This window comes from Micromonospora sp. S4605 (genome assembly GCF_003176715.1).
Classification (GTDB): Bacteria; Actinomycetota; Actinomycetes; order Mycobacteriales; family Micromonosporaceae; genus Micromonospora; species Micromonospora echinaurantiaca.
In genome coordinates, this window is record NZ_QGSW01000205.1 from 20429 (window position 1) to 32744 (window position 12316).

Annotated in this window: 12 protein-coding genes and 1 pseudogene; 4 read left to right on the plus strand and 9 right to left on the minus strand. The window is 72.3% G+C overall.

The window, feature by feature from the left end; all coding sequences use genetic code 11:
- Positions 1 to 100: 100 nt before the first annotated feature.
- Positions 101 to 1114, plus strand: coding sequence for a LysR family transcriptional regulator (locus DLJ47_RS16730; protein ID WP_109900906.1), 1014 nt, complete (start codon positions 101 to 103; stop codon positions 1112 to 1114).
- On the opposite strand, the gene DLJ47_RS16735 is transcribed toward DLJ47_RS16730, so the two are convergent.
- The 6 genes from DLJ47_RS16735 to DLJ47_RS16760 form a co-directional block, all read right to left on the minus strand.
- Positions 997 to 1794: a serine hydrolase gene (locus tag DLJ47_RS16735; protein WP_109900907.1), complete on the minus strand. Its 798-nt coding sequence runs from the start codon at positions 1792 to 1794 to the stop codon at positions 997 to 999. The two genes, DLJ47_RS16730 and DLJ47_RS16735, sit on opposite strands and share 118 nt — an antisense overlap.
- Positions 1791 to 3413, minus strand: a complete 1623-nt coding sequence (locus DLJ47_RS16740; RefSeq protein ID WP_109900908.1) for an N-acyl-D-amino-acid deacylase family protein — start codon at positions 3411 to 3413, stop codon at positions 1791 to 1793. The genes DLJ47_RS16735 and DLJ47_RS16740 overlap by 4 nt, the downstream gene beginning before the upstream one ends.
- Positions 3413 to 4177, minus strand: coding sequence for an amino acid ABC transporter ATP-binding protein (locus DLJ47_RS16745; protein ID WP_109900909.1), 765 nt, complete (start codon positions 4175 to 4177; stop codon positions 3413 to 3415). Before DLJ47_RS16745 ends, DLJ47_RS16740 begins: the two co-directional genes overlap by 1 nt.
- A complete protein-coding gene (locus DLJ47_RS16750; RefSeq protein WP_233257864.1) occupies positions 4174 to 5145 on the minus strand; it encodes an amino acid ABC transporter permease in 972 nt (323 codons plus the stop codon). Before DLJ47_RS16750 ends, DLJ47_RS16745 begins: the two co-directional genes overlap by 4 nt.
- Positions 5142 to 6029: an ABC transporter substrate-binding protein gene (locus tag DLJ47_RS16755; protein WP_109900910.1), complete on the minus strand. Its 888-nt coding sequence runs from the start codon at positions 6027 to 6029 to the stop codon at positions 5142 to 5144. The genes DLJ47_RS16750 and DLJ47_RS16755 overlap by 4 nt, the downstream gene beginning before the upstream one ends.
- 214 nt (positions 6030 to 6243) lie before the next feature.
- Positions 6244 to 6699, minus strand: coding sequence for a VOC family protein (locus tag DLJ47_RS16760; RefSeq protein WP_109900911.1), 456 nt, complete (start codon positions 6697 to 6699; stop codon positions 6244 to 6246).
- Between the two features lie 183 nt (positions 6700 to 6882).
- On the opposite strand from DLJ47_RS16760, the gene DLJ47_RS16765 reads away from it, so the two are divergent.
- Positions 6883 to 8079 (plus strand): epoxide hydrolase family protein, encoded by a 1197-nt coding sequence (locus tag DLJ47_RS16765; protein WP_199235881.1) that lies wholly within the window; start codon positions 6883 to 6885, stop codon positions 8077 to 8079.
- 19 nt (positions 8080 to 8098) lie between these two features.
- On the opposite strand, the gene DLJ47_RS16770 is transcribed toward DLJ47_RS16765, so the two are convergent.
- Genes DLJ47_RS16770 through DLJ47_RS16780 form a run of 3 tightly spaced genes read right to left on the minus strand, consistent with a single transcriptional unit; the run spans position 8099 to position 11104 of the window.
- Positions 8099 to 9604 carry a tripartite tricarboxylate transporter permease gene (locus DLJ47_RS16770; RefSeq protein WP_109900913.1) on the minus strand — a complete coding sequence of 502 codons (1506 nt, stop codon included), beginning with the start codon at positions 9602 to 9604 and terminating at the stop codon, positions 8099 to 8101.
- 20 nt (positions 9605 to 9624) lie between these two features.
- Positions 9625 to 10086, minus strand: a complete 462-nt coding sequence (locus DLJ47_RS16775; protein WP_109900914.1) for a tripartite tricarboxylate transporter TctB family protein — start codon at positions 10084 to 10086, stop codon at positions 9625 to 9627.
- A 1-nt stretch (position 10087) separates the two neighbouring features.
- Positions 10088 to 11104 carry a tripartite tricarboxylate transporter substrate-binding protein gene (locus tag DLJ47_RS16780; protein WP_199235882.1) on the minus strand — a complete coding sequence of 339 codons (1017 nt, stop codon included), beginning with the start codon at positions 11102 to 11104 and terminating at the stop codon, positions 10088 to 10090.
- A gap of 145 nt (positions 11105 to 11249) precedes the next feature.
- Between DLJ47_RS16780 and DLJ47_RS16785 the strand changes: the two genes are divergently transcribed.
- Complete coding sequence (locus DLJ47_RS16785; protein ID WP_109900916.1) at positions 11250 to 11933, plus strand: response regulator transcription factor; 684 nt, start codon at positions 11250 to 11252, stop codon at positions 11931 to 11933.
- A gap of 6 nt (positions 11934 to 11939) precedes the next feature.
- Positions 11940 to 12316, plus strand: a pseudogene (locus DLJ47_RS35390) (hypothetical protein); the annotation flags it as partial.

Below are 12316 nucleotides of genomic sequence, written 5' to 3' on the forward strand. Positions count from 1 at the left end.
GCCGCCGGGGCGACGACCCGGCCGCCTCCGGTCCCGGTGCGCCCACCGGACAGCCGCGAGGGGCTGGTCCGGCGGGCGGGAGCAGGGAAGGCGGTCACGCATGTTCAACACGGCACGCCTGCAGGTCGTGCTGGAGATCGCCCGGCACGGCACGATCGTCGCCGCGGCCGAGCAGCTCCGGCTCAGCCCGTCCGCGGTCTCCCATCAGCTCGCCACCCTGGAGCAGGAGGCCGGCGTGGCGCTGGTGGACCGGGGGCCGCGCAGCCTGCGGCTCACGGTGGCGGGCCAGCGCCTGGCCGACTACGCCCAGCAGATCGCCGATCTGATGTCGGCGGCCCGCGACGAGCTGTCCGCGCACGGGGAGGGCCGGCGGGGGGTGCTGCGGATCGGCTTCTTCGCCACCGCCGGCACGGAGCTGTTGCCGCGCGCCCTGTCGAGCTTCACCGCCGCGCATCCCCAGGTCGAGCTGGCCCTGATCCTGGGCCAGCCGCCGGAGCTGCTGCCCCGCCTCAACCAGGGTGAACTGGACCTCGTGGTGGTGTTCAACCATCCGCTGAGCCCGGTCCGGGAGGCGTCCTCCCCGGCGGTCTCCCCGCTGATGGTGGACCCGCAGCTGGTGGTGCTGCCGGCACACCACCCGCTCGCCGGGCGGCGGCGGCTACGGCTCACCGACCTGGCCGACGAACCGTGGATCACCACCCTCGGCGTGCGGGGCGAGGTGTCGGTGCTGGAACTGGCGGCCCGGGCCGAGGGGTTCCAGCCCCGGATCCGCTGCCGCAGCGACCACTACGAGGTGGTGCTGGGCCTGGTCCGGGCCGGCGTCGGTGTCGCGCTGGTGCCGTCGCTGGGACTGCGCAACCCGGGCGGGGTGGCGGTCCGGCCGCTCACCCACGCCAACCTGCACCGGGAGATCGGGGTGGCCCTGCGTCCCGGCAACCCGAATCCGGTGGTGGGCAGCTTCGTCGACCGGCTGACCGACGCCGCGGCGGGGCTCAGTCAGGAGTTGGCCGAGCGCTGGTCGCCGGCGAGCCGGTCGACCGCCGTACCCCAACGGCGCAGCTCCGCCACCGCGGCCCGCTCCGCGCCGGGCGGGAACGCCGCGACCACGGCGTAGACGACGGTGTGCGGGCCGACGACGATGCCGGCGTCGGCGCGTACGCCGGTGTCGGTGCCGGTCTTGTTCGCCACCCGGACTCCGCCGGTCGACCAGGGGTCGTGCCGGATGGTGTCGGCGACGAGCGTGCGGTCGGTGTTACCGGCGAGCCACCCGTGCAGCAGTTCCGACGCCCGCGGGCTCTGCCAGGTCCCGGTCGCCACGTCGGCGAGGAAGGTGCAGAGGTCGTGGGCGGTGCCGGTGGCGAAGGTCGGCGGCACGTCCGGGCCGCGGGTGGCCCGGATCCGGTCGTGCACGGTGGTGGCGCGCAGGCCGCTGGTACGGGCCAAGTGCTGCACGGCCTCCAGGGTCACCAGCCGGAGCAGCGCGTTCGTGGCGGCGTTGTCGCTGACCGCGGCGACCGCGGTGGTGAGGTCGGCGACGGTCCAGCGGCGCGGCGAGAGCAGAGCGAGCAGGCCGGTGCCGCCGAGTGCCCGGTCCTCGTCGAGCAGGTCGACCCGCTGGTCGGGCGCGAGGGTCCCGGCGGCGAGGCGGCGGGCGACCTCGCCGAGCAGCAGCACCTTGCCGACGCTGGCCAGCGGGAGGACCAGGTCCGGGTCGTGCGACAGGACCCGCCCGTCGTCCAGCCGCCGGACCATCGCCCCGATCCGCACCTGGGCCGCCGGGTCGTCGCCGGTCACCGCCGCCCCCGCAGGGCGGGCTCGCGGTCCGGTACGGCGAGCACCCGCCCCGGCCGGGCATCGGTGACCCGGTCGCCGTCCACGACGACCCGCCCGTCGACCAGCACGCGGTGGATCCCGCGCGGCGGAGCCAGCGGGTCGTCGTAGGTCGCCCCGTCGGCAGCCTCCGCCGGGTCGAGGATCACCAGGTCCGCGGCGTACCCGTCGGCGAGCAGGCCGCGCCCGCGCAGGCCGAAGCGGCGGGCGGGCATCCCGGTCATCTTGTGCACCGCCGCGGTCAGGTCCAGCAGCCCCACCTCCCGAACGTAGTGGCCGAGCACCCGGGCGAAGCTGCCCGCCCAGCGGGGATGCGGCCGGCCGGGCTTGGGCACGCCGTCCGAGCAGATCATCGACAGCGGGCTGGCGAGCACCCGCCGGACGTCGTCCTCCCGCATCGAGTGGCTGATGATGGTCACGTTGCCCGCCTCGGCGGCGAGCAGGTCGCAGACGTAGTCCACCGGGTCGACGCCGCGGGCGGCGGCGAGGTCGGCGACGGTGTGCCCCTCGACGGCGGGGCTGGTAGGGGCGGACGCGACCCGGAGCAGGTCCCAACCGCCGTTGCCGACGGTGTTCTCCCAGCCGGGCAGTCCGGCGGCCAGGTCGGCGCGGATCCGGTCGCGGACGGTCGGGTCGGCGAGGGCGGCGAGCATCGCCGGCACGCCGTCGGCGATGACCCAGGGTGGGAGCATGGCGTGCAGGGCGGTGCTGCCGGCGGTGTACGGGTAGACGTCGCAGCGGACGTCCAGGCCCTCGGCCCGGGCCCGCTCGAGTCGGGCCAGGGTGCGCACGGTGGCGCCCCAGGAGTGTCGCCCGGCGGTCTTGTGGTGCGAGACCTGCAACGCCGCGCCGGCCGCGGTGGCGATCTCGATGGCCTCCTCCAGCGCCGACTCGACCTGCGACATCTCGTCGCGCAGGTGGGTCACGTACGGCTTCCCGTGCGCCGCGGCCACCCGGGCGAGCGCAATCACCTCGTCGGTGCCCGCGTTGACGCCGGGCGAGTAGATCAGGCCGGTGGAGAGCCCGGCGGCGCCGGCGGTGAGCGCCTCGTCGAGCAGGTCGCCCATCCGCTGGACCTCGTCGGCGGTGGCGCGCCGCTGGGCGAAGCCGACGACGGCGGCGCGGAGCGTGCCGTGGCCCACCAGGGCGGCGAGGTGGTTGCGGCGGGCGGCGCCCTGCGCGGCGGCGAACTCCGCGAAGGACGGGTACGTCGCGGCGGGCGGGCCGAACGTCGCGCCGACCAGGTCCCGCACCGTCTCCGCGCGCTGGGCCGGGACCGGGAAGGGACTGATGCCGCAGTTGCCGCAGATCTCGGTGGTGACCCCTTGGCGCAGCGGTGCGAGCCGCAGCGTCTCCCGCTGCTCGTCGTGGCCGGCGAGCAGGTCGGAGTGGGTGTGCACGTCGATGAAGCCGGGGGTGAGGACCAGGCCGGCCGCGTCCAGCACGTCGGCGGCGGCGCTGCCGCTGCCGGCCGGCAGCAGCAGGAGCCGGCCGTCACGCACGCCCAGGTCGGCGGGGCGGGCCGGCGAGCCGGTGCCGTCGACCACCGTCCCGCCGGTGATCAGCAGGTCCAGCCGGGCCATCAGAGGACCTTGGAGAGGAAGGCGCGGGTCCGGTCGTGCCGCGGCGCGGCGAGCACCTCCCGCGGCGGGCCCTGCTCGATGATCAGGCCGTCGTCCATGAACACGAGGTGGTCGCCGACCTCGCGGGCGAACCCCATCTCGTGGGTCACCACCACCATCGTCATGCCGCTGGCCGCGAGGTCCTTCATCACCTCCAGCACCTCGCCGACCAGTTCCGGGTCGAGCGCCGAGGTCGGCTCGTCGAAGAGCATGAGCTTCGGTGACATCGCCAGGGACCGCGCGATGGCTACCCGCTGCTGCTGCCCGCCGGAGAGCTGCGCCGGGTAGTGGTGTGCCCGGTCGGCGAGCCCGACCCGGTCGAGCAGGTCGCCGGCCCGCCGGCGGGCTTCCGCCGTCCCGACGCCCTTCACGGCGACCAGGCCCTCCATCACGTTCTCCAGGGCGGTGCGGTGCGGGAAGAGGTGGAACCGTTGGAACACCATGCCGATCGACTCGCGCTGCCGCCGCAGCCGGACGTCCGGCAACGGTCGCAGCCGCCCGTTGCGCTCCTCGTAGCCGATCAGTTCGCCGTCGACGTAGACCCGGCCCGCCTGGGGCTCCTCGAGGTGGTTGAGGCAGCGCAGCAGGGTGGACTTGCCGGAGCCGGAGGGCCCGACCACGCAGACCACCTGGCCCCGCTCGATGACCAGGTCGATGCCACGCAGCACCTCGATCCGGCCGAAGCTCTTGCGGAGCTGCCGGCACGACACCATCGGCGCGGTCATCGGGCGCTCCCGGTGAGCCGCAGGTTGCGGCCGATCCGCCCGCGCAAGCTGCCCGGGACGGTGCCGCCGAAGCCGCGGCTGAACCGACGCTCCAGGTAGTGCTGGCCGACGCTGGCGACGGTGGTGAGGACCAGGTACCAGATGGACGCGACGATGAGCAGGGCGATCACCTCGAAGTTGGTCAGGTACAGCCGCTGGGCGACGGTGAGCAGGTCGGCGCCGGCGATCACCGAGACCAGCGAGGTGGTCTTGAGCATGGAGATGAACTGGTTGCCGGTGGGCGGGACGATGATCCGCATCGCCTGCGGCAGCACCACCCGTTGCATGATCTTCGATCGGGACATGCCCAGGGCGGCCGCGGCCTCCTGCTGGCCGGGATCGACGGCCCGCAGTCCGGCCCGGACGATCTCGCTCATGTAGGCGCCCTCGTTGATGCTGAGCCCGAGCAGCGCCGCGACGAAGCCGGTGATGAGGGCGTTCGTCTCCCAGGTCATCAGCTTGGGACCGCCGAACGGCACGCCGAGGCCGATCTCCGGGAAGATCAGCGCGATGTTGAACCAGAAGATCAGCTGCACCAGCAGCGGGGTGCCGCGGAAGAACCAGACGTAGGCCATCGCGCCGGTGCGCAGGATCCGGCTGCTGGCGGTCTGCATGAGCGCCACCACCACGCCGAGCACGACGCCGATCAGCATCGACGCGACGGTGAGCTGGATGGTGACCCAGAGGCCCTCCAGGATGACCCGGTCGAACTGGTAGGCGACGACGATGTCCCAGTGCAGGTTGGGGTTGACGGCGATGGTCCAGCCGAACCAGACCAGGACCAGGGCGGTCACGCCGGCGGCCAGCCACCGCCCCGGGCGGAGCGGGTGGCTGATCCGGTTCGGCTGGGCGAGGTCGGGTCCGTCGGGCGCCGGGCCCGCGCCGGCCGTGTCCTGCTTGTCGACCGTGCGGTCCACCGGCGTGCTCACTTCTGGTCGTTGACGGTGGCCGCCTGAACGGCGCTGCCGGTCACGCCCCACTTCTCCAGGATCTTGGTGTACTCGCCGCTGTCGATCAGCTCCTGGAGCGCCCGCTGCACCGCGTCGCGCAGCTGGCTGTCCTTCTTGTCGATCGCGATCCCCCAGGGGCCGGCCTCGTACTGGGCCTCCAGCACGTCGTACTTGCCGCTCTCCTGGGCGAGCATCTTGGCCACCGGGTAGTCGACGATGGTGGCGACGGCGCGGCCGGCGTCGATCTGCAGCAGGCCGGTGGGGGCGTCCTCGCTCTGCGAGATGGTCATCTTCTTCGCGCACTTGGCGTTCTGCCTCTCGCCGATGGCGAGGTTGGAGCTGCCCTTGGCGAGTACGACGGCCCGGCCGCAGAGGTCGGCGAGGTCCTTGACGCCGGCGGGATTGCCCTTGGCCACCATGATCGCGCCGCCGGCCTGGAAGTAGTCGACGAAGTCGACGGCCTTGCGCCGCTCCTCGGTGTCGCTCATCGAGGACATCGCCAGGTCCCAGCGGTCGGCCTGCAGACCGGGGATGAGCCCGGGGAAGCTGGCGTTGGTCATCTCCAGCTTCAGGCCGAGCCGACCGGCGATGGCCGCGGCCAGTTCGGGGTCGACGCCGATCAGCTCCTGGGTGCCCTCCTTGTACATCTCCATCGGCGGGTAGCCCTCGGCGGTGGCGACCCGGAGGACGCCCTTCTCCTTGAGGGCGGCCGGCACCAGGTCGGCGGCCTTGGCGTCGGCGGCGACCGAGGCGGCGGCGCCGGGCTGCGAAGTCTGCCCGCTGGTCGACCGGCCGCAGCCGGTTGCCGCGATCGAGAGGGTGACCAGACCGATGACGACGTGGAGCGCACGCTTCCTGAGCACGGTGAACCTCCTGGCTGAGCGACTGGCGGGGACCCTATCCGGGATCGGCCAGCATGAACAGCCTGAATGCTCTGCATGGTGAGCATCTATTGGATCGATGCTCAGGCGCCGAAGCGGTCGGCAGTGCCACGACGCGGTCAGGTCAGCCGGTGGGCGACGACCGGGTGCTGGCGCGGCTGACCGGCCACAGACCGGGAGGGGCGCGCACCGATCGTCAGCGGGCGGCGGGGGCGGACCGGCCCATCTCGGCGAGGATCCCGGTGCCCTGACCGAGTTCGATCAGGTAGCCGTCCGGGTCCCGCAGGTAGCAGCGGATCTCCACGCCGTGGTCCTTCGGTTCGGTGAGGAACTGCCCGCCCCGTGATCGCCACAGCTCGTAGACCGCTCGCACGTCGGTGACCCTGACGTTCATCGCGCCGCTGAGCGTGTCCGGATCCGGCGGCGCCTGTGCCCGTACGCCAGGCTTGTCGTCGGTCGGACCGCCCTCGTTGTTGATCACGATGTAGCTGTTGTGGAACCGCAGGATCGCCGGCTGGCGTTCGCGGACCACCGTCGCTCCCAGCACCCGCCGGTAGAACTCCCGGGAGCGGTCCACGTCCCGCACGATCAGCAGGTGGGTGAGCACGACTCCACCCTCGGGCTGGAAGTAGTCCGGCGCCTCGCCCGCCATGCCCGCCTCCTCCGGTCCGGTTCGCCCGGCGTACCCGGCAGTGGTGCCGACACACCCGGTCCCGGCCGGGCCGGGCACGAAATCGCGTTCCGGTCCGCCGGGCGCCGGGCCGGTGCGACGATGAGCGCGTGCCAGCCCCGCCGGCGCCCGGCGCCGGTCAACCCGACGCGGCAGGTGGAGAGCATGCCCAACGACCAGGAAATCCGTCCCTTCCGGCTCGACACACCGGAGGAGGCGATCGCCGACCTGCGCCGCCGGATCACGGCCACGCGCTGGCCCAGCCGGGAGCTGGTCGGCGACCGCTCCCAGGGCGTGCAGCTCGCGACCGTCCAGGCGCTGGCCCGCTACTGGACCACCGATCACGACTGGCGCGGGTTCGAGACGAGGCTGAACGCCCTGCCGCAGTACACGACCACCATCGACGGCGTCGAGATCCACTTCATCCACGTGCGGTCGCCGCACGAGGACGCCCTCCCGCTGATCATGACGCACGGCTGGCCGGGCTCGGTCGTCGAACTGCTCGGGACCGTCGGCCCGCTCACCGACCCGACCGCGCACGGCGGACAGGCCGAGGACGCCTTCCACCTGGTGCTGCCGTCCCTGCCCGGCTACGGCTTCTCCGGCGAGCCGACCGAGCTCGGCTGGGATTCGAACCGCATCGCCCGCGCGTGGGCGGAGCTGATGAGCCGCCTCGGCTACCCGCGCTACGTCGCGCAGGGGGGCGACGTGGGCGCCAACGTCACGGACGCGATGGGCCGCCAGGCACCCGAGGGGTTGCTCGGCATTCACGTCAACCTGCTCGCCGGGGCGATCGCCCTCAAGGACAAGCTGCCGGCGCAGTCCGAGCCGGAACGCACGGCGCACGACCGGCTCAACACGTTCACGACGGACGGCTTCGGCTACTTCCTCGAGCAGTCCACCCGACCCCAGACGATCGGCTACTCCCTGCTGGATTCACCGGTCGGGCTGGCGGCCTGGATGCTCGACCACGACACGGACAGCTACTACAAGATGTCCCGCGCGTTCGTCGACGGCGGGCCGGTGGGCGGACTCACCCCGGACTCCATCCTCGACAACATCACGCTGTACTGGCTGACCGACACCGGCGCCTCGGCCGCCCGCTGGTACTGGGAATTCGGCCGGTTCCGGGCCGCCGCCGCCGCGTCCGGCCAGGCGCCACCGCCGGTCAAGGTTCCGGTCGGCTTCACCACGTTCCCCGGCGAGCTCTGGGCCGCTCCGCGCAGCTGGGCCGAGACGGTCTACCCCGGCCTCGCCTACTTCAACGAGGTCGACAAGGGCGGCCACTTCGCCGCCTGGGAGGAGCCCGACCTGTTCGCGAACGAGCTGCGGGCCGCGTTCCGACCGCTGCCGGCAGCCTGAGCCGGGGCGGGCGGCGCTCCTACTCCTCCTCGGCGAACACCACCTCGCGGCGCTTGCGGATCGTCGGGAGGACGGCGACGACGAGCGCTGCCACGGCCAGGGCGAGCAGTACCGCGGAGATCGGTCGGGTCAGGAAGACCGACGCGTCACCGCGGGAGATGATCAACGCGCGCCGCAGGTTCTCCTCGAGCAGCGGGCCGAGGACGAAGCCGAGCAGCAGCGGCGCCGGCTCGCAGCCGCACTTGATCAGGACGTAGCCCAGGATCCCGAAGAACACGATCGCGTAGACGTCGAACGCGTTGAAGCCCAGCGAGTAGGTGCCGATCGCGGCGAACAGGATGATCATCGGGAACAGCACCTGGTACGGGATGCGCAGCATCCGCACCCAGACCCCGATCAGCGGCAGGTTCAGCAGCACCAGCAGCACGTTGCCGATCCACATCGAGGCGATCAGGCCCCAGAACAACGCCGGCTCGTCGGTGATGACCTTCGGGCCGGGCGTGATGCCGTGGACGATGAACGCCCCGACCATCAGCGCCATCACCGGGTGAGCGGGCAGGCCCAGGGTGAGCAGCGGGATGAACGACGTCTGCGCGGCGGCGTTGTTCGCCGACTCGGGCCCGGCCACGCCCTCGATCGCACCGCGCCCGAACTCCTCCGGCCGCTTCGAGACCCGCTTCTCGACCGCGTACGAGGTGAACGAGGCCAGCACGTGCCCGCCACCCGGCAGCACGCCGAGCGCGGTTCCCAGCCCGGTGCCCCGAAGGATCGGGGCGACGATGCGCCGCCGGTCCTCGCGCGTCGGCCACAGGTTCTTCACCTTGCTGACCACGGCCGTACGGGTCTGCTCGTTCTCCAGGTTGCGCAGGATCTCGGCCACCCCGAACATGCCGACGGCGACCGACACGAAGTCGATGCCGCCATACAGTTCGCGCTGGCCGAACACGAACCGGGGCAGGCCGGTGTAGATGTCCTGGCCGACCATGCCGAGCAGGACGCCGAGCGCGATCATCGCGAGGGCCTTGAGCGTGGAGCCGCGCGCCAGCGCGATCGACACGATCAGGCCGAACAGCACGAGCGAGAAGTAGTCCGCCGGGCCGAACTGCAACGCGACGCGGGCCAGCGGTGGAGCCGCGACCGCCAGCGCGACGGTGGCCAGGGTGCCCGCGATGAAGGACCCGATCGCGGCGGCGGCCAGGGCCGGACCGGCCCGGCCCTGGCGGGCCATCTCGTGGCCGTCCAGCGCGGTGACCGCCGCCGACGACTCACCGGGCAGGTTGATCAGGATGGCCGTGGTCGAGCCGCCGTACTGAGCGCCGTAGTAGATGCCGGCCAGCATGATCAGCGCCGTGACCGGCTCGAAGTTGAACGTGATCGGCAGCAGCATCGCCACCGTGGCCGTCGGCCCGATGCCGGGCAGCACGCCGACCGCCGTCCCGAGCAGCACGCCCACGAAGCAGTAAAGGACGTTCTGGACCAGGAAGGCGGTCGAGAAGCCCAGCGCGAGGTTGTCGAAGAGTTCCATGCCTCAATCCGGGTGGCACGTCAGAACGAGAGCCACGGGCCCCACAGCGGGATCCGCAGCTGAAGTCCGACGACGAAGATGAGCGTGCTGGCCACGGTCAGCCCGGCGGCCACGGCCAGGGCCGCGAGGATCCGCACCCGCCGGCTGGCCAGGGTGATCAGGAAGGCGGTCACCGCCGACGTCGGCACGAACCCGAGACGCCGGACGCTGTAGCCGAAGAACACGACGGCGATCACGATGACGCCCACCGCGCGCCACGGGATCGACCCGAACGAGACCACCTCGCCGGCGATGAGCCCCTTGGCGACGATCGCCAGGCCCAGGGCGGCCAGGATCGCGCCGACCAGCAGCGGGAAGTAGCCGGGCCCCATCCGCAGTGGGGTGCCCAGCTCGTAGCTGAGCGACCCCACCACGAACGCGCCGCCGATCAGGACGAAGATTCCTCCGGCGAGGACGTCCGGAAAGGACCGTCGACGTTCCACCTCAGGAGGCCTCGACCCCGGCGTCGGCGATGATCTTCGCCCAGGTGCCGAGCTGCTCCTGCAGGTGCGCCCGGTGTGCCTGCGGGGTCGCGTCCTCCGCCGGCACCGGCGCGGTGCCCAGCTTGGCCATCTGGTCGATCACCGCCTGGTCGGCCAGTGCCACCTTCAGCGCCTCGGACAGCTTGTCGACGACCTGCTGCGGCGTGTCGGCCGGGACGTAGAGGCCGTGCCAGACACTGACCTGGAGCTGGGTCAGCCCCGCTTCGGTCGTGGTGGGCAGGTCGGGCAGACTCTTCACCCGTTCCGGGGTGGTGACCGCGTACGCCTTGATCTCGCCCGCGGTGATCTGGCCGCTGGTGTTGGTCGTCTGGTCGCACATGAAGTCGACCTGGCCGCCGACGAGGTCGGTCAGCGCGGGGCCGGTCCCCTTGTACGGGACCTCCTGAAGCTTGACCCCGACGGCGTGCTGGAACAGCAGGCCGCACAGATGGGACGCGGCGCCGACGCCGGCGTTGGCCAGGGTGACCTTGTTGGCGTTCGCCTTCACGTGGGTCACCAGGTCCGGCAGCGTCGCGGGCGGGAAGTCCTTGCGGGCGACGATGGTCATCGGCACCTCGGTGACCAGCCCGACCATCTCGAAGTCCTCGAGCGGTTTGTAGCCCAGGTTCTTGTAGAGGGCGGGCGCCGTGGACATGCCGATGTGGTGCATGAGCACGGTGTAGCCGTCGGGCTCGGCCCGGGCGACCTCACCGGCGCCGACCGTGCCGCCCGCGCCCTCGACGTTCTGTACGACGATCTTGGCACCCAGCTTCGCGGCCATCGGCTCGGCGATCATACGGGTGACGGTGTCCGTCGGGCCGCCGGCGCTGAACGGCACGACGAACGTGATGTTCTGCTCCGGATAGTTCCCGGCGTCGCCTCCGCCGCCGCCACCATTGCCGGAACAGGCGGCCAGCAGCGAAACGGCGCCGATCGCGGCGACCATCCGCGCGGCGGCCCGGTGCCTGGTCGTTGTCATCTCGGGGCCTCCTCGTCGACGCATGCGCATCCGTCGGTGGGTGCGCGGCCTCAGTCTCGACGGGCCGGGACGCGGATGGTGTCAGAAAAATCCCAAGAACTTCCGGGCTCACAGGAGCCTGGTCCGGGCCGTACAATTCGCCGACATGCGGATCACCGTCATCGAGGATGACGACCGCGTGGCGCGGGGTCTGGTGACCGTGCTGACCCAGGCGGGCTTCGAGGTCCAGCGCATCGCCACCGCCGCGGAGGCCGTGCGTGCCGCCCCGTCCGACGTGGTCCTCGTCGACCTGGGCCTGCCCGACGGCGACGGCCTCGACGTGATCCGCAAGCTACGCGACCGACCGGAGACCGCCGTCATCGCGGTGACCGCGCGGTCGGAGGAGCACGAGCGGGTCCGTGGCCTGCGCGCCGGCGCCGACGACTACATCGTGAAGCCGTTCGGCATCCCGGAGCTGCTGGCCCGGATCGACGCCGTGCTGCGGCGCACCCGGGCGGCGCGCGCCCTGAGCCACCCGGCCGAGCCGCTGGTCGTCGGCCCGATGCGGATCGGCGTGGGCACCCGCGAGGTCACCGTCGACGGCACCCCCGTGACGCTGACCCGCAAGGAGTTCGAGCTGCTCCTGCTGCTGGCCCGGCGGGCGCCGAACGTGGTGAGCCGCGACGTCATCCTCGACCAGATCTGGGGCGCGACCTGGGAGTCCTCGAGTCGCACCCTGGACACCCACATCGCGGCGTTGCGGCACAAGCTCGGGTCGGCCGTGCTCATCCGCACGGTCCACGGCGTCGGCTACCGGCTGCTGGCCGACCAGCCGGAGCTGATCGGCTGACCCGCCGTGCACCGTCGCCTGCTCGCCGTCCTGGTGCCCCCCGCGGTGCTGCTCGTCGCGGCGCTCGGGGTGCCGCTCAGCGTCGCCGTGGCCGAGCGGGAGATGCAGGAGACCTACGTCGACCGGCTGGGCGACGTCGGCCGGTTCGCGTCGCTGGTGGAGACCGCGCTGGCGACCGGACGCACCGAGGCGCTGCACCAGGAACTGGCCCGCTACCGGACTGCGGCCCAGTGCTCCGGCCTTCAGGCCGGGGGTGAAGGCCCGCGCTGGGAGGGCCGCCAAGGCGCGGGCGGTGCCTTTAGGCTTGCGCCCGCTCGCTCTGCTCGGCCAGGGGCACCGGCACGATGGCGGCGATCCGGCGACCGTTGCGGGTCACGTAGAAG